This window comes from Faecalibacterium sp. An77 (assembly GCF_002161315.1).
Taxonomy (GTDB): domain Bacteria; phylum Bacillota; class Clostridia; order Oscillospirales; family Ruminococcaceae; genus Faecalibacterium.
Genome location: NZ_NFHK01000003.1, coordinates 124,261 through 141,544, shown reverse-complemented (window position 1 = coordinate 141,544; position 17,284 = coordinate 124,261). Strand labels below are relative to the sequence as shown.

Genomic DNA, 17,284 nt, shown 5'->3' with positions numbered 1-17,284 from the left:
GGGGACAAAATTTGCCGCAGAACCGCGCACTCGGCCTTGCGGCCTCGCACACTCTCTGCGGCAAATTTCCCTGTAGGTGTCCCAGCCGTACGCACATGTCGTCCGGCCGGGACTTTTTTGACAGTTTGAGGCAGATCCCCACCGGGGCCTGCCTTTTTTGATTGCAGAAAAGAGCCCCCGTCCACAGCGCGGAACGAGGGCCCTTTTCAGAGGAAATGGATGGTTTCCCTTGCGGGAAAGGAACAGAGAAACGTTACTCTACGTCCTGCAGGGCGGCATAATCCTGCTCGCCGGTGCGGACCTTGACCACCTTGGCCACGTTGTAGACAAAGATCTTGCCGTCGCCGATGTGGCCGGTGTACAGGGCTTTGGTGGCAGCGTCGATGATGGTGTCCACCGGGATCTTGCTGACCACCACTTCCACCTTGACCTTGGGCAGCAGGGTGGCGTCCACCTCGGCGCCGCGGTACTTGGTGCCGCTTCCCTTCTGGAGGCCGCAGCCCATGACCTGGGTCACCGTCATGCCGGTGACGCCCACCTTGTTCAGGGCCTGCTTCAGGGCGTCAAACTTGGCCAGCTGGACAATCATGGTCACCTTGTGCATGCCGGTGTCCAGGCTGGCGGGCAGCGGAGCTTCCCGCTGGACCTTGACGGCCGCCGCCACCTGGGCGGGGCTGGCCTTGGCGATGTCGTCCTCGCCCAGATCGGTGTTTTCGTTCACGTCCAGGTCGGCGTGGGTGGCGTCGCTGATGGCGAAGCCGGCGTAAGCGCTGGTCAGGCCGTGCTCATGGATGTCCAGACCGTCGATTTCTTCCTTTTCGCTGACCCGCAGGCCGATGGTTTTCTTGATGAGGGTGAAGATGATGAACATGGACACCAGAACCCAGGCGGCCACGCTCACCAGGCCCAGCACCTGGATGCCGAAGAAGCGGAAGCCATGGCCGTAGAATACGCCCTGGCTGGTGGAGAACAGGCCGGTGGCCAGAGTGCCCCAGGCGCCGTTTGCGAAGTGGACCGAGACAGCGCCCACAGGGTCGTCGATCTTGGCCACATTGTCGAAGAACTCCACCGAGAACACGCAGAGGATGCCGGCCACAATGCCGATGATGGCGGCGCCGTAGGGGTCCACCATGTCACAGCCGGCGGTGATGGCCACCAGGCCGGCCAGGGCGCCGTTGAAGGTCAGGGAGACGTCCGGCTTGCCGTAGCGGACCCAGGTGGTGATGAGGGCGGCCACGGTGGCCAGAGCGGCGGCCAGGTTGGTGTTGAAGCAGATGAGGCCGGCGGAAATCATGGTGTCGTCGCCGGTCATGCTGACGGTGGAACCGCCGTTGAAGCCGAACCAGCAGAACCACAGGATGAACACGCCCAGAGCCATGGCGGTGAGGTTGTGGCCGGGAATGGCCCGGGCCTTGCCGTCCTTGCCGTATTTGCCGATCCGGGGACCCAGCATCCAGGCGCCCAGGCAGGCGGTGATGCCGCCCACAAAGTGGACTGCGGTGGAGCCCGCAAAATCATGGAAGCCCAGCTGTGCCAGCCAGCCGCCGCCCCAGATCCAGTGGCCCGAGATGGGATAGACAATCAGGCTGATGGCCGCCGAGTAAACGCAGTAGGCGCTGAACTTGGTGCGCTCGGCCATGGAGCCGGACACGATGGTGGCGGCGGTGGCGCAGAACACCGTCTGGAATACCACATACACCCACAGAGGCAGGCCGCCGAAGTCGTAGCTGCCCCGGATGAAGGGGTCAAACCCGCCGATCAGCGCGCCGGTGCCGCCGAACATCAGGCCGAAGCCCACGATCCAGAAGCAGGGTGTCCCGATACAAAAATCCATCATATTCTTCATGAGAATATTGCCGGTATTTTTGGCCCGGGTGAGTCCTGCCTCGCACAAGGCGAAGCCGGCCTGCATGAAAAAGACCATGAACGCTGCAACCAGCGTCCAGGTGACGTCCGCAGAATTGTACATGAATCAAAACCCCTTTCTAACCCCTCAAACGACAAAGGCGCCGGGCGGAATGTTCCGCCCGGCGCCTTTGCCATCTGGTTTGTTGCGCTTATGGTAGCACAGCCCGACCGCGAGGTCAAGCAAAAATTGATTCACAGCAGTGAATTTCGGTGTCTTGCCCGTCCGCCGCCCCGCGCAGGACCGTATTTTTGGGGACTTCGACGGGAAATCGGGGGTCAGGAACGAGGGGTCTCCCCCTCCTCCGGCCAGGCCAGCAGGCGGTTTTTGCGGAGCAGATAGTAGCCCACGCCGGCGGCGTCGGCCAAAAACCAGCCGATGGGCACGGCGCTCCAGATGCCGCTGACCCCGATGGCGGGGATGGCCGACAGGAGGTAGGCCAGGGCCACCCGGGTGCCCAGAGAGATGACGGTGAGAACCACGCTCATTCCGGGGCGGCCCAGGGCGCGATACAGGCCGTAGAGGAGGAACAGACAGCCGATTCCGCAGTAAAACGCCCCTTCGATGTGGAGATAGAGGACGCCGGCCTGGATGACGGCCACCTCTCCTGCCTCCACAAACAGGCCCATCAGGGGCTCGGCAAAGACCCACACCAGGGCCGACAGCACCACGCCAAAGCCCATGGAGGTCACCACCGCCCCTTTCAGCCCGGCGCGGATGCGGTCGGCCTTTTTGGCACCGTAGTTCTGGGCAATGAAGGTGGAAAAAGCGTTGCCGAAGTCCTGCACCGGCAGATAGGCGAAGGAATCAATCTTGACGGCGGCGGCAAAGGCGGCCATGATGGTGGGGCCGAAACTGTTCACCAGGCCCTGCACCATCAGAATGCCCAGGTTCATCACCGACTGCTGGATGCAGGTCAGAAAGGAATAGCTGGCCACCTCCCGCAGGCAGCTGCCCCGCACCCGCAGATAGGGCCGCAGGCCCCGGAACTGGGGGCACCGGGCCAGGGCATAGAGGGTGATGCCCACCCCCGAGACGTACTGGGCAATGACGGTGGCCTCGGCGGCGCCGGCCACGCCCCGGCCCAGACCCAGCACAAACCACAGATCCAGGGCGATATTCAGGCAGGCGGACACCGCCAGAAAGGCCAGGGGCGCCACGCTGTTCCCCACCGCCCGCAGGAAAGAGGCGAAATAGTTGTACAAAAAGATGGCGGGAATTCCGGCAAAAATCACCACCAGATAGGCCCGCATCAGCCCCCACACCTGGTCCGGCACCTGGAGAAAGACCTGAATCCAGTCCAGACAGGCGAAAGACACCAGATTGAGGACCACCGCCACCCCGGCGATGAGGACAAAAGAGGAAACAATACTCTCCCGCAGGCCCGCCTCGTCCCGGCGGCCGAACCGCATGGAGAACAGGGCCCCGCTGCCCATGCACAGGCCCAGCAGGATGGAGGTCAGAAAGGTCATCAGAGAATAGGAGGAACCCACGGCGGCCAGGGCGTCGGTCCCGGCGAACCGGCCCACAATCAGGGTGTCGGCCACGTTATAGCACTGCTGCAGCAGATTCCCCAAAATCATGGGGATGGCAAACAGCAGCATCGACCGCATGACTGGCCCCCGGGTCAAGTCCTGATTCATGGCGTTACCTCCAAACCGAAAGTTATAACTTACGTTTCGAAACCCATTATAGCGCCGGGGCGCGGCGGTGTCAACGGGCGGTTTCTTTTTTGGGGATGGGGTGGTATACTGTGGAAAAAACCACATGAGGGAGGCGTTTTGCGTATGTTTCTGGAGGGGTTGGACGCGCTGGACCAGCAGATTGTCCGGCTGCTGATCGAAAACGCCCGGATGTCCTATTCCGACATCGGGCAGGCGGTGGGGATTTCGCGGGTGGCGGTGAAAGCCCGAATTCAGGCCCTGGAACAGCGGGGAGTCATTGAGGAATACACCACCATCATCAATCCCCAGAAGATCAGCGGGGCGGTGTCCTGCTATTTTGAGATCGAGACCCGGCCCGACGCCCTGGCCGAGGTGACCCGGCGTCTGGCGGACAACGAAACCATTACCCAGATTTACCGGGTCACCGGCAAAGATAAACTCCACGTCCACGCGGTGGCGGCCTCGGGCGAGGAAATGGAAACCCTGATCCGGGAGGTTATCGACCCGCTGCCGGGGGTGGTGAGCTGCAGCTGCAATACCATTTTGTCCCGCATCAAGGATATTAAAGGCCTGCGACTGTAAAAAGCGCAACTTTTTCCACCCGACACACCGTGTCCGGTGGAAAATTGGACGGTTCCCGGTTTGTGTCCTGGTTTTGGGCGGGGCGCTGTGGTATGATGGGGTAAAAAGGAGGCGGCGCAATGGATCAAAAGAAGATCGGGGCCTTTCTCAAGGCCCTGCGGGCCGAGAAGGGCCTGACCCAGGAACAGCTGGCCGGTCAGATGCAGGTGTCCAGCCGGACGGTGTCCCGGTGGGAAACCGGGTCCAACCTGCCCGATTTGAGTATCCTGCTGGCGCTGGCGGATTTTTACGGGGTGGGACTGCGGGAGCTTCTGGACGGAGAGCGGCGGCCCCAGACCCCGACCCAGGACCCCGACAGCGAAGCCCGCGATACCCTGCTGAAGGCGGCGGGCTATTCGGAGGAGATCAACCGGCGGATTACCCGCAATATCCACTGGAGCGCCTGGCTGGGTGTGGCGGCTCTGGGGGTGTACATGGTGCTGGAAAGCCTGGGCTTTGCGGACAATGGACTGGCCGCAGCGGCGGCAGGCTTTGTGCTGGGGCTGGCCTGGGGGATTCTGCTGACCTTCGCCCTTCTCACCGGCCCCTGGGGCAAACTCTTCCATCGGGTCAAGATGAAGGTTTTGGGCCGCTTTTTTGACAAAAAGACAGACCCCGGCGCCTGAATGATATTCCAAATGGGAGCGGATGGAGAAATGTTGCCCCTATACAATCTGTATTTATACGCCTTGTAAACATTGGCTTGATCGGAGAAATCCCTCTTCCCTGCCCCGCCGGAGACGGCATGGCAGGATTTAAGCGGAAAAGGAATAAATCCTCGCCCGCTTGAAACCGAAATTGAAAACAGCCCGAAAAAATCCCCGTTCCAACCGGAGCGGGGATTTTCTTATGATTAAAAGAGGGAGAGCACTGCCGGCCACGACCTACGGATTAAAAGGAGGCCATGGGACGAGGCTCCCTGCTTTGTTCACTGGATGCGGTCGCCGTTCGTGTCTCTTGCGAAAATTGGGAGCGCGGCTCCGGGTTGCGGTGCCCTGCTTTTGCTTCGGGCGTCGCCGCGCCCTTGCAAAAGACAGACCGCTGTCCTCTTGCGGTTCCCTGAATTTTCGGCGCATCAAAATGATGCTTGAAAATTCAGACTGCGGCGCCAAGCACACCTCGCTGCTTCGTCCACTGGACGCGCTTCGGTGTGCTTGCCCCTGCTCCGCCTCGGCTGTTTCTGCCGCAGGACACACTTCGGTGTACTTGCTATTGGACGCGGCCGCTGTTTTTGTCATAGGGACAGAAAAAATCCGTCTATGACGAACTTTGCATCGTACTCGGGCGCAGCCCGGACGTAACGTGAGCGCGGCATAGCCTGCAACCCGTTGTCACTTTATAAAGAGCGGCCAGAGTGTATGGTACCCAGTGAAAAGCTTTTTGCCAAGCTTTTTCTCGAAAAAGCGGGGTTTAGGTGTCGATGTTGCCGAATTCGCTGAGCTTGAGGTCTTCGTTGTGGTCGGTGGCCCAGCGGACAGCCCACTCGGAAGTGAAGAGGAGCAGACGGTTTCCGCGCATGTCCTCCACCGGCTTGGTGTCGCTGGTCAGATCCAGATCCCGCAGGGTGTAGGTGTCGGGATCGTTCTGAATCCACCGAATCTGCTCAAAGGGCAGATGCTGCATCCGGATTTCCACGTTGTACTCGGTGTTCAGACGGTACTCCAGCACTTCCAGCTGCAGAACGCCCACGACGCCAACCACAACTTCCTCCATGCCGCCGCCCACTTCGCGGAAAATCTGGATGGCGCCCTCCTGGGCGATCTGCTCCATGCCTTTCACGAACTGCTTGCGCTTCATGGTGTCCTTCTGCTCGATGCGTGCAAAATGCTCGGGCGCAAAGGTGGGAATGCCTGCAAACTGAACCTTCTTCTTGCCGGTGCACAGGGTGTCGCCAATGGAGAAGATGCCCGGATCAAACAGGCCGATGATGTCGCCCGCATAGGCCTCGTCCACAATGGCACGGTCCTGGGCCATCAGCTGGGTGCCGGTGGCCAGCTTGATGTTCTTGCCCTCCTGGACGTGATAGGCGTCCATGCCGCGCTCGAACTTGCCCGAGCAAATCCGCATAAAGGCAATGCGGTCCCGGTGTGCCTTGTTCATGTTGGCCTGAATCTTGAAGATGAAGCCCGAGAACTCCTCACGGCAGGGGTCCACGGCCTCGCCGGTCAGGCTGTCCACACGGGCCAGCGGGGTGGGAGTCAGACGCAGGAACTCCTGCAGGAAGGGCTCCACACCAAAGTTGGTCAGAGCCGAACCAAAGAACACCGGGCTCAGCTCGCCCCGCAGAACCTTGTCCAGATCGAACTCCTCGGCGGCGCCGTCCAGAAGCTCGATTTCGTCCACCAGCTGCTGGTGCAGATAGGGGGTCAGCAGCTCGTCCAGGCCGGGATCTCCCAGCTCCAGGGTGATCTCGTCCACCTTCTTGACGCCGTTGGCGCGGCCGTCGCTCTCAAAGGCCAGGACCTTGCGGCGCATCCGGTCAAAGACGCCCTTGAAGTCCTTGCCGCAGCCGATGGGCCAGTTCATGGGGAAGGTCTTGATGCCCAGAATTTCCTCGATGTTCTCCATCAGCTCAAAGGGATCCCGGGCTTCCCGGTCCATCTTGTTGATGAAGGTAAAGATAGGAATGTGCCGCAGGGTGCAGACCTTGAACAGCTTGATGGTCTGGGCCTCGACGCCCTTGGCGGCGTCGATGACCATGACCGCCGAGTCGGCCGCCATCAGGGTGCGGTAGGTGTCCTCCGAGAAGTCCTGGTGGCCCGGGGTGTCCAGAATGTTGACGCACTTGCCGGCGTAATCAAACTGCAGCACCGACGAGGTGACCGAGATGCCGCGCTGCTTCTCGATGTCCATCCAGTCCGACACGGCGTGGCGGGCGCTCTGCTTGCCCTTGACCGAGCCGGCCTGGTTGATGGCTCCGCCGTAGAGCAGGAGCTTTTCGGTGAGGGTGGTCTTACCTGCGTCGGGGTGGCTGATGATAGCGAACGTGCGGCGGCGTTCGATTTCTTCGCGATTTGTCATAGTACCTCTTGTCTTTCTCTGTCAATCTCTATAAAAAGGCTGCATAGCTTCGAGATGCACCGGGATTTACATGGGTGGTTCTCCTGTCTGTTGGATTCTGTTCCTAAAAAAACACACATACATATATATTACGCCAAAACGGCCCCCGGTGCAAGGGGCTGGACTACTTTTTTATGACAAAACAGGGCAGAGGGGCGGTGTCGGCCCAGTTGGCGAAGCGGCAGACCAGGACCGTATACTTAGTTAGAGGCAGCGCTTCCAGCCAGGCCAGGGCGGCCAACTTCTCGCTGTTCCCGATGACCGCCCCGCTGTAGAGCACCGCCGACAGCACCCCGCCGGGGCGCAGGGCCTGGAGGGCGGCCTCCAGGGCCGGGATGCTGGTGTCGGCGCCGCTGTGGACCGAATGGTCGGCGCCGGGCAGCCAGCCGAAGTTAAACACCACCCCGTCGGCGGTGCCGGGCTGGACGTAGTCCAGAAGATGGGCGTGGCTGTCCAGAATCAGGCGGCAGCGGCTTTCGGGGATGCTCTCCCGGGCCAGCCGGGCCCGGGTGGAGTCCAGGGCGGCGGGCTGGATGTCAAAGGCCAGCACCTGCCCTTCCTCCCCGGCCAGACGGCAGAGAAAGGCGGTGTCTCCCCCGTTGCCGCAGGTGGCGTCGATCAGGAGCCGGGGCCGGTCCAGGTGTCCCGCCAGAAAATCCTGGGCCAGCCGGACGGCGGTCAGGTCGGGCTTGCGGCGGCGGACCAGGCGGCCCCCTTGGGGCACAAAGTCAAACTTGGCCCAGAACGCGGTTTCCTCCGGCACGTCGGGCAGGGGCGCGGTGAAGCAGCTGGCCGCCTCCCGGTCATAGCCGCCCAGCTGGTGAAGCACCTGGCGCAGAAGATAGGAGCCATAGCCCCGGCGGCGCCAGTCGGGCGCAATCCACAGGGCCGAAATATGGGTCTCGGGCCCGCTGGAGGCCACGGCACAGCGGCCGATCTCGGACTTTTCTTTATAAAGGGAAAAGCCCTCCTCTGTTTGAACAAGGCGCATAAAGACCTCCTTTTGGGGCGGCTTGCTTTGGGAATGCAAGCAGGGGCTGCCTCCGCGCCGGAAAACGACTGGATTTCACATTTTCTTCACGGCGGCATGAAGCGGTTTTCACAATTTCAGGTTACACTATAATCAGCCAGAAGGGAAAGGTCAAGACCCTATCCCCCGCCTTCCCTTTTCCGCTCCCCCTGAAAGGATGATTTGAACTATGGATAACGAGAATAAATGGGAATACGACTATTCTTCCCTCTACCATTCCTCCGGCAACGGCAATGATACCGGCTATGCCAACGTAGGCAGCAGCGGGACCAACGCCGCCAATCAGTACGACGCCAACGGCGGCAATCCGCCGCCCGTCACCCCCGACTACCGTCCGGTCCCCAACCCGGAGGAGCCTCCCCGCAAACCCCGGCGCGGCCGGGCCGGCCGGGTGCTCCGCAGCGTGCTGGCCCTGGTGCTGGCCGCAGCGGTGGGCTTTGCCGGCGGCTACGTGGGCAGCATGGTGGGCAACGAGCACCGTCTGGTGATCCAGGCCTCCGACCGGTCGGAGCAGATCAGCAATGCGCTGGCCTCCTCCACCTCCACCGGCGGGGACGACCTGTCCACCGCCCAGGTGGCGGCCCTGGTCACCCCCAGCGTGGTGCCCATCACCACCGAAGAAGTGATCTACTCCAACTGGTCCTGGTTTGGCCAGCGCCAGGTTGAGTCGGGCGCAGGCAGCGGCGTCATCATCAGCGACGACGGCTATATTCTGACCTGTGCCCACGTGGTGGACGGCGCGTCCAACGTCACCGTCACCATCGACGATGTGGACTACACCGCCACCGTCATTGGCTCGGACACCGCCAGCGACGTGGCCGTCCTGAAAATCGAGGCCGAGGGCCTGACCCCCGCTGTGGTGGGCGACAGCAACGCCCTGGCGGTGGGCGAAGAAGTGGTGGCTGTGGGCAACCCTCTGGGTAATCTGAGCGGCACCGTCACCAACGGCATCGTCAGCGCGCTGGACCGCGATGTGGCCATCGAGAACAACGACGGCTCCATCCTGAATCTGTCCCTGATCCAGACCAACGCCAGCATCAGCCCGGGCAACTCGGGCGGCGGCCTGTTCAACATGGCCGGCGAGCTGGTGGGCATCGTCAACGCCAAGTCGGAAGCTTCGGGCGCTGAGGGCCTGGGCTTCGCCATCCCCATCAACACCGCCATCGACATCGCCCAGGATCTGCTGGAGAACGGCTACGTCAGCGGCCGTCCCTATCTGGGCATCACCTATGTGGCCGTCACCGATGAGTCCACCGCCCAGCAGCTGGGCGTGTCGGCCTACGGCATCTATATCGTGGATGTGGCCGCAGGTTCCGGCGCCGCCAACGCCGGCCTGGAGCCGGGCGACCGGATCATCAGCATCGACGGCGCGGAGATTGCCTCCCGCGACGATGTCACCTCGATCGTGGATCAGCACACCGCCGGAGACACCATCTCCATCACGGTGGCCCGGAACGGCCAGATGCTGACCGTCTCCGCCACCCTGGGCGAGCAGACCCCCAACAACTGAGTTTCATTGAAAACCCACCAAAACAGGTTTTACAGGTCCATTTTCCGGAATACAGAAACTCCCTTCTGATTTTCCTCCTTACAAAAGACTCCCCCGTCCCTAGACCCGGCGGGGGAGTTTTTTGCGCGTCCGGGCGGCTTGGGGCACAGAAAACGGGCCGCCGCAGGGCTTCGCAGACACCGAAACCCCTGCAGCAGCCCGCTGCGCTGATTTTACGTCACGTCCTCCAGCAGCTGGGCCAGGCTGACGCCATAGACTTTGGCCAGCAGGGTCAGATTGGACATGGTGGGCTCTGACTCCCCCGTCTCCCACTTGCTCACTGCCTGGCGGGATACCCCCACTGCTTCGGCCACATATTCCTGGGTGAGCTTGCAGCGGGTGCGGTGGTCTTTCAAAGCCTGCGCCAGGGTTTTGGAAGGGGCGGCGGCCGCTTCCTGCCGGTCCTCCGGGGGCCGGCTGTGGCTTTTGACGTAGGTCCGCAGGGCCCGGATGATAAAGACCACCAGGGTGACAAACAGGCCCAGAAACAGCAGCCCAAATATTTCAATCATTGCCAAGCGCATCGAATCAACTCCTTTCCGGTAGTTCAAGGATACAAAAAAGGAGCGGTTGCGTCCACCAACTGCTCCGCAACCTCAGGTTGCAGAGCGAAGGCGCGTTAAAATTCCCGCCAGAACAGCCCGCCGCTGGTCTGGAACAGGGGCCAGGGGCTGATGCTCTTGCTGCCCAGCTTGAAGTCCATGGTGAGGGTCTCCCCCACCTGGCCCACGGCGTCGCCCCGGCTCACCGTCTGGCCGGATTTGACGTGGATGTCCGCCAGGCCGTAGAGGTAGCTGCGCAGGCCGCAGCCGTGGTCGATGACCACCGTGTTCCCGGTGAGGCCCAGGTTCTGGGCTACCACAACCACCCCGTCTGCGGGGGCGCGGACCGCATCCCCCGGCACCGCATACAGCAAGGTGGAGTTGGACTGGCCGGCCCGGGCTCCGCTCATGACTTTGGTCTGGCCGTAGTCCAGCAGGACGGTGTAGTTTTCCAGCGGGCAGAGGAAGGCCCCGTGCCACATCTTGTCCCGGGCTTCGGCGTCGTAGAGGGACCAGATCACGTTCCGGAACTCCTCGCCGGCGCCGTCGGGGGCGGGCGGGTCGGGCTGGGCCTCCGCCTCGCCGAAGTTCTTGGCGGTGACCACCAGGGAGGTGGTGAGGGTCTCGCCGTTGACGGTGACGGCGATTTCGTGGCCGCCGGCCGAGGCATTGTAGGCCGCCGGTATGTAGCACCGCCAGCCCGCCGGGCTGCGGACACACTGGACGCTGCCCAGATCGGTCTCTATCTGGGGCTTTTCACTGCCCACCATGCCGCTGATTTCCAGGGCGGCCACCCCGCCCTGCTCGATCCGCTCGGAGGACAGTTCCAGCTCCGCCGAGGCCTGGATGGTGAACCGGAAGGAATACTGATAGCAGCCCGATGCCCGGGAAGGCCGTTCCAGGCCGGCATTGCGGAGGATGGCGCCGTCGGCGGGCCAGGTGAAGTCCGCCGGGGTCATCCCCTCCGGCAGACGCCAGACCGTCAGCTGGGCCTTGTACTCCCCGTTGGACGGGTAGAGGAAGCTGGCGTATTCGGAGATATCACCCTGGAAATAATAGGCGTCCCCCATGCCGTCGGCGGTGATGGTCAGCTGGGCGGAGGTGGCCCATTCGGGCAGGGTCAGCTCGGGGTGGGCGTCGTAGAGGACCCCCAGCTTCTGGACCGACAGGGTGGAGGGCGAATAAAAGGCCTTGTCCAGCATCCCGCCGATCAGGGGCACCTGCCAGCAGCTGCCGTTGACTTCCAGGTCTGCCCCGCCGAACTGGGCCGCCGGGTCGGGCTGGCTGCCGCTGGTGGTAAAGGAATAGCTGGCGGCCATGACGGCGCCCAGCAGGACGGCCACACCCAGCACCACTCCCACCAGCCACAGCAGAATGTTTTTCACGATCTGCATCTTGATTCCTCCTGTTTGGATTCACAGCACCCGCCGCCGTCCGCATCCGGCGCGGGATAGAAAAAGGGCGCACCAGCAGAAGCCGGTCAAAGGCTTCCACGGTGCGCCCTGCATGCATCTTGGCAGATTTTCTGCGCAGAGCCTTCGAAACTTACTCTGCGGTGTCCTCGTCGGCCTGCTCCACAGCCTCGGTGGCGGGGGCAGCGTCGGTGTCATCGACATCGGCGGGGACGGCCTCGTCCTCACCAAACAGCAGACGCTCGTATTCGTCCAGTTCCTTCTCGCGGCGGCGGAGATAGACAGCCACGGCGACCAGGGCGCCAGCCACGGCGGCCAGCGCAGCGACGACGGCGATCAGACAGGATTTCTTCATAGGTTGAGCACTCTCCTTTTTACGCATCAAGCGTTTTTTCAAATCATTGTACCGGCAGACAAGGTACAGCGCGATTTTCAGCATTCCAGTCAGTGCTGAAAAGATATGGATGGACGTTTGAATGACGAGAGACATTTGAAATACCCTCCCAGCCGGCGGGGGCCGAAGTGTTCTGCCCCCGGAATAACTCTATTATACCCGCTGCCGAACAAAATTACAACCGGAATCCACAAAATTTCCGTTGCCTGCCTCCGAAAAGTATTCCATATTGACCAACGCCTCGTCCTGCCCTTCTGGAAATTTATCCCAAAAGCACCTTGCGGTAGGCCTTGAAAGCCCCGGGCAGGGCGTAGCGGCCCTCCAGGTCCTCCCGGCTGGCCCAGACGCAGCCCTCCGGGGCGGGCTGGGCCGGCAGGGTCATCACCCAGCCGCTGAGATGCCATTCCACATGGCTGAAAATGTGCTTGGCGGCGGGCCGGGGCCGGGGCGTATCGCTGCCGGGCACAAGGCCCAGCCCGGCGGCAGCCTGGCGGATGGCGTCGGGTCCCTCCAGACAGACCCCTTCCAGGGCCGGGGGCTGCCACAGGCCGGCCAGCAGGCCGGTCTCGGGCCGCTTCTGGAGCAGCCAGGCTCCGGTCCCCTCCTGCCGGATCAGCAGCACCGTCACCGGCACCACCCGGCGGGGCTTGGGCTCGGCCTTTTTGGGCAGTTCCAGGGCGGTGCCGGCCTTCCGGCCCTGGCACAGATCGGCCAGAGGACACCGGCCGCACAGAGGCTCGCCTCCGGGCAGGCAGACCAGGGCGCCCAGCTCCATCAGGGCCTGGTTGTAGTCCCCGGGGTTGTCGGGGGGCTGGTGGGCCATCACCCGCTGGGTGAAGGTCCGCTTGACGGCGGCGTCGGTGACGGGGGACGGGTCGTTGTACAGACGGGCAAACACCCGCAGGACGTTGCCGTCCACCGCAGGGGCCGCCAGCCCGAAGCCGATGGAGGCGATGGCCCCGGCGGTGTAGGGCCCTACCCCGGGCAGGGCCAGCAGGGCGTCGTAGTCGGCGGGCAGGGCGCCGCCGTACTGCTCGCATACCACCTGGGCGGCCTTCTGCAGGCTGTGAACCCGGCGGTAGTAGCCCAGACCCTCCCACAGCTTGTCCAGCCGTTCAGGCGGGCAGGCGGCCAGGGCCGGGATGTCGGGCAGTTCCTCGATGAACCGCTCATAATAGGGCAGCGCCGCCGACACCCGGGTCTGCTGCAGCATGATTTCGCTGACCCAGACGTGGTAAGGGGTGGGGTCGTCCCGGAAAGGCAGGGAGCGGCGGTTCTGGTTGAACCAGTCCAAAAGGGCGGGGGCAATGTTTTCCACAGGCGTGGTCCTCCATGGTGCAAAATGAAAAAAGAAACGTCCGGTCTGGACGTGATGGGCGTACAGGCCGGACGGGGTGACAGATGGGTTACATGCCGTAGGCGGTGCGGGGGAAGGGCAGCACGTCCCGGATGTTCTGGATGCCGGTGAGGTACATCAGCATCCGCTCGAAGCCCAGGCCGAAGCCGGCGTGCTCCACGGTGCCGAAACGCCGCAGGTCCAGATACCAGTCGTAGCTGGCCTTGTCCAGGCCCAGCTCGTCCATGCGGGCGGCCAGTTTGTCGTAGTCTTCCTCACGCTGGCTGCCGCCGATCAGCTCGCCGATGCCGGGCACCAGCATATCGGCTGCGGCCACCGTCTTGCCGTCGGGGTTCTGCTTCATGTAGAAGCTCTTGATCTCCTTGGGATAGTCGGTGACAAAGACCGGCTTCTTGAACACCACTTCGGTCAGGTAGCGCTCGTGCTCGGTCTGGATGTCCACGCCCCACTCCACCGGGTACTGGAACTTTTTGTTGTTCTCCTTCAGGATCTCGATGGCCTCGGTGTAGGTGATGCGGCCGAACTCGCTGCCGGCCACCAGCTCCAGGCGCTCGATGAGGCCCTTGTCGATGAACTTGTTGAAGAAGTCCATCTCATCGGGGCAGTTGTCCAGCACATAGCGGATGACGTACTTGGTCATGGCCTCGGCCACGTCCATATAGCCGGACAGGTCGCAGAAGGCCATTTCGGGCTCGATCATCCAGAACTCGGCGGCGTGGCGGGTGGTGAAGCTCTTCTCGGCGCGGAAGGTGGGTCCGAAGGTGTACACCTTGCCGAAGGCCATGGCCATGGCCTCGGCCTCCAGCTGGCCGGAGACGGTCAGGTTCACCGGACGGCCGAAGAAGTCCTCGCTGTAGTCGGTGCGGCCGTCCTCGGTCTTGGGCAGGTTGTCCAGGTCCAGGGTGGTGACGCGGAACATCTCGCCGGCGCCCTCACAGTCCGAACCGGTGAGGATGGGCGAATGGGAGTAGACAAAGCCGTTCTCCTGGAAGAAGCGGTGGATGGCGTAGGCGGCCACGCTGCGGACCCGGAAGGCTGCGTTGAAGGTGTTGGTGCGGGGGCGCAGGGTGGGCATGGTGCGCAGATACTCCATGCTCATCTTCTTTTTCTGCAGGGGATACTCCTCCGAGGGGCAGGCGCCCAGCAGCTGGATGGAGTCGGCGTTCAGCTCAAAGGGCTGCTTGGCGCCGGGGGTGAGGATCAGGCGGCCGGTGACCTGCATGCTGGTGTAGAGGCCGGCGTGGGCCACTTCCTCGTAGTTGTCCAGTTTGGCGGTCTCAAAGACCACCTGCAGGGTCTTGAAGCAGCCGCCGTCCGACAGGGCGATGAAGCCGATGTTCTTGCTGTCGCGGATGTTCTTGGCCCAGCCGCAGACGGTCAGGACGGTGCCGTCGGCAGGGGTCTCCCGGTAGAGGGATGCAATCTCGGTGCGTTCCATAAAGATACCTCCTGAAAAGTAAAAAGACAGCTTTCTCCCCGTATTCCAGGGCGAACAAGCTGTCTTGTAATGTCCGCGGTGCCACCTGAATTCACCGGCCGGCGGCCGGTCTCGTATGCTCGCGCCGCACGATGCGGCGAAGCACTCCCCTGGTAACGCTGGGGTGGGCGGCGCACCTACTGCCCGCGGGGCGGGGTTCAGTTTGCAGCTCCCGGGTGTTCGTTCCCTTCCCCTGCGGGCAGGCTCTCAGCAACGCCTGCTCTCTGTGCCGTCGTGGGGGGAGGTACTTTTCCCGATCAAGGCTTTTCAGATAGTGGCACTATAGCATAACTGCGTACGTTTGTCAACCCGCGCCGCCAAAAAGGGACACCAGCGCGTTGGCCGCCAGCTGCCCGGCGTAGAGGGCCTCGTTGAGGTTGTTGCCGTGGGTGCCGATCTCGATCAGCAGGCTGCCGGTGGTCAGGTCCTGGTTGTAGAACCGGTAGCTGAACAGCACCGGCCGGGTGAACCCGGGGTACATCCCCTCCATGGCGGATTCCCAGGCGGCGGCAAACCGCAGATTCTGCCGCCAGTTGGGCAGCGAGACGGTGGAGCCGTTGTCGCAGCCGCAGATCAGCATCACCTGGGCGGCCTTGCGGCCGTTGATTTCCACCACCGGGGCCATCCGGGCCCCGGCGTCGTTTTCGATGGCGTCCCGGTGGACGTCCAGCACCACCTTGATGCTGGGGTACTGGGCCAGATACTGCTGCACCACCGCCCGGCTGTTGGAATAGCTGCCGGTGTAGCTGGGATAGTCGTTGAGGGACTCGTCGTGAAGGGTGTTGATGCCGGCGGCGTTGAGGGTGTCAGCCATCACCCGGCCCACTGCGCACATATTGTTGGCCCGGTCGGTGGTGCGGGCCCCGTCTCCGGGGGCGAACCACAGCCCCGACGCCGGCCGGTAGCATTCGGTGGCGTGGGTGTGCATGATGAGGACCTGGGGCTGGGCGCTGTTCAGCTCCACGTTGAAGGGCAGCGGGTTCTGGATCTCGGCGGCCACCTCCGCCGAGGAGACGCTGGTGTTGTTCTTGATGGTGCCGGCGTCGCAGGCGATGTACTTTTCGCCGCTACCCTGGCCGTAGGATGTCTCGATGACGGTGCCGGCGTCGGCGGGCTTCTGGTCGTCGGGGGTCAGCTCCACCAGATACTGCTCAATGGAGGTGTCGGGGACAGCTTCTGCCGCCGAGGAGGCCGCCATGCTGTCCGCCGTGCTCCCGGCGGAATCGGCCTGCCCCGCCGGACTGAGGGCAAAGGCGGTGCGCAGGGCGGGCACCGGCCCCACCAGGGTTCCCGCCAGCGTCAGGGCAATCCCCCGCCCCCACAGGGTCAGGGCCAGCATCACCGCAGCCGCCCCCAGCGCCGCCCAGCCTGTCCCTGAACCGGCGCGGCCGCCCTGGGGGTCATGGTGGTTTTCCTGCATCCGTTTGCCTCCCTTCCCGCATGACTTACTATCTGTTCTATGCGGGCGGGAAGGCGGTTATGCCTGACTGGACAGCCAGCAGAGCTGGTTGACGGTGAGACGGGGCTGCAAAGCCCGGTTGATGGCGGCCCCCAGCAGGGCGGCCCCGTGGGCGATGACGCTGTCCAGGGCCCGGGGAGTGACCACCAGGTCGTTGCTCTCCTCCGCCTCCATTAAAGTGGGGATGCCCGCCGCAATCACCGGCAGGCCCAGAGCGGCGGCGTCCAGATGGCGGGGATTGTCGGGGTTGGCCGGCGCCAGCCCGGTGTCGGAAAACTGAATGGTGCGGCCCAGCCGCTCCGGCTCGGAGGAACAGAGGCTGTCCACGCAGATCAGGGCGGTGGGACGGACCGCCCGCACCAACGCCCCCGCCAGGGCCTGAAGGCTGATGCCCGCCGCCTGGGATACTCCCGGCGCCATGGCCGCCACCGGCCGGATGCCCCGGATGGGCAGGCCGTGGCCCGCCCCCATGGTGACCAGAACGTGCTGGACGGTGCGGGGGCCCAGGGCGTCGGCGGTGACCTGGCGGTTGCCGATCCCCAGCACCAGCACCGGCCCTTCCGGGGGCAGCAGGGCGGCCAGCTCGGCCGCCGCCAGCTCAATGACGGTGTTGTCCCGCTCGTCCAGCAGGCTGACGCTGGGGGTCTCCAGGGTGACGTAGCGCCCCCGGGGCCGGGCCAGGCCGTCCCGGGCAATCTCCACCCGGGTCACCACCACCCCGCCCTGTCGCATGGTGGCCAGACGCACCCCGGCGGCGCTGCCGGCCTCCTGCCGGGCGCCGAACAGCTCGTCCGCCATGTCGGTAGATCGCAT

At 63.4% G+C, this 17,284-nt stretch carries 14 protein-coding genes; 3 read left to right on the top strand and 11 right to left on the bottom strand.

Going from position 1 to position 17,284, the window contains the following annotated elements; translation table 11 throughout:
• Positions 1-253: 253 nt before the first annotated feature.
• A complete protein-coding gene (locus tag B5G28_RS02540) occupies positions 254-1,969 on the bottom strand; it encodes an ammonium transporter (protein WP_087246133.1) in 1,716 nt (571 codons plus the stop codon).
• A 215-nt stretch (positions 1,970-2,184) separates the two neighbouring features.
• Positions 2,185-3,549: an MATE family efflux transporter gene (locus tag B5G28_RS02535; RefSeq protein ID WP_087246131.1), complete on the bottom strand. Its 1,365-nt coding sequence runs from the start codon at positions 3,547-3,549 to the stop codon at positions 2,185-2,187.
• Positions 3,550-3,693: 144 nt separating this feature from the next.
• Here B5G28_RS02535 and B5G28_RS02530 point away from each other — a divergent pair, with 144 nt between their 5' ends.
• Together B5G28_RS02530 and B5G28_RS02525 are read left to right on the top strand one after the other, a co-directional pair.
• Positions 3,694-4,152, top strand: a complete 459-nt coding sequence (locus B5G28_RS02530; RefSeq protein WP_087246129.1) for an Lrp/AsnC family transcriptional regulator — start codon at positions 3,694-3,696, stop codon at positions 4,150-4,152.
• A 119-nt stretch (positions 4,153-4,271) separates the two neighbouring features.
• On the top strand, positions 4,272-4,817 hold the full coding sequence (locus tag B5G28_RS02525; protein WP_087246127.1) for a helix-turn-helix domain-containing protein: 546 nt from the start codon (positions 4,272-4,274) through the stop codon (positions 4,815-4,817).
• A 784-nt stretch (positions 4,818-5,601) separates the two neighbouring features.
• Here the strand turns inward: B5G28_RS02525 and B5G28_RS02520 are convergent.
• A complete protein-coding gene (locus B5G28_RS02520; RefSeq protein WP_087246125.1) occupies positions 5,602-7,212 on the bottom strand; it encodes a peptide chain release factor 3 in 1,611 nt (536 codons plus the stop codon).
• A gap of 163 nt (positions 7,213-7,375) precedes the next feature.
• The gene (locus tag B5G28_RS02515) at positions 7,376-8,242 is read right to left on the bottom strand and encodes a bifunctional GNAT family N-acetyltransferase/class I SAM-dependent methyltransferase (protein WP_087246123.1); all 867 of its coding nucleotides are present in this window, start codon (positions 8,240-8,242) and stop codon (positions 7,376-7,378) included.
• 208 nt (positions 8,243-8,450) lie between these two features.
• On the opposite strand from B5G28_RS02515, the gene B5G28_RS02510 reads away from it, so the two are divergent.
• Positions 8,451-9,791 carry a trypsin-like peptidase domain-containing protein gene (locus B5G28_RS02510; protein ID WP_087246121.1) on the top strand — a complete coding sequence of 447 codons (1,341 nt, stop codon included), beginning with the start codon at positions 8,451-8,453 and terminating at the stop codon, positions 9,789-9,791.
• Positions 9,792-10,003: 212 nt separating this feature from the next.
• On the opposite strand, the gene B5G28_RS02505 is transcribed toward B5G28_RS02510, so the two are convergent.
• The 7 genes from B5G28_RS02505 to gpr form a co-directional block, all read right to left on the bottom strand.
• Entirely contained in the window at positions 10,004-10,354 is a 351-nt protein-coding gene (locus B5G28_RS02505) for a helix-turn-helix transcriptional regulator (RefSeq protein ID WP_087246119.1), read from the bottom strand.
• A gap of 95 nt (positions 10,355-10,449) precedes the next feature.
• Complete coding sequence (locus B5G28_RS02500) at positions 10,450-11,766, bottom strand: M23 family metallopeptidase (RefSeq protein ID WP_242967442.1); 1,317 nt, start codon at positions 11,764-11,766, stop codon at positions 10,450-10,452.
• 151 nt (positions 11,767-11,917) lie between these two features.
• Positions 11,918-12,139, bottom strand: coding sequence for a phosphatase (locus B5G28_RS02495; RefSeq protein ID WP_087246117.1), 222 nt, complete (start codon positions 12,137-12,139; stop codon positions 11,918-11,920).
• Positions 12,140-12,440: 301 nt separating this feature from the next.
• A complete protein-coding gene (locus tag B5G28_RS02490) occupies positions 12,441-13,496 on the bottom strand; it encodes an A/G-specific adenine glycosylase (protein ID WP_204228799.1) in 1,056 nt (351 codons plus the stop codon).
• 88 nt (positions 13,497-13,584) lie between these two features.
• Positions 13,585-14,973 (bottom strand): asparagine--tRNA ligase, encoded by a 1,389-nt coding sequence (gene asnS / locus B5G28_RS02485; protein ID WP_087246115.1) that lies wholly within the window; start codon positions 14,971-14,973, stop codon positions 13,585-13,587.
• Between the two features lie 343 nt (positions 14,974-15,316).
• A complete protein-coding gene (locus tag B5G28_RS02480; protein WP_087246113.1) occupies positions 15,317-16,432 on the bottom strand; it encodes a stage II sporulation protein P in 1,116 nt (371 codons plus the stop codon).
• A 57-nt stretch (positions 16,433-16,489) separates the two neighbouring features.
• Positions 16,490-17,284: a GPR endopeptidase gene (gene gpr, locus B5G28_RS02475; RefSeq protein ID WP_087246111.1), complete on the bottom strand. Its 795-nt coding sequence runs from the start codon at positions 17,282-17,284 to the stop codon at positions 16,490-16,492.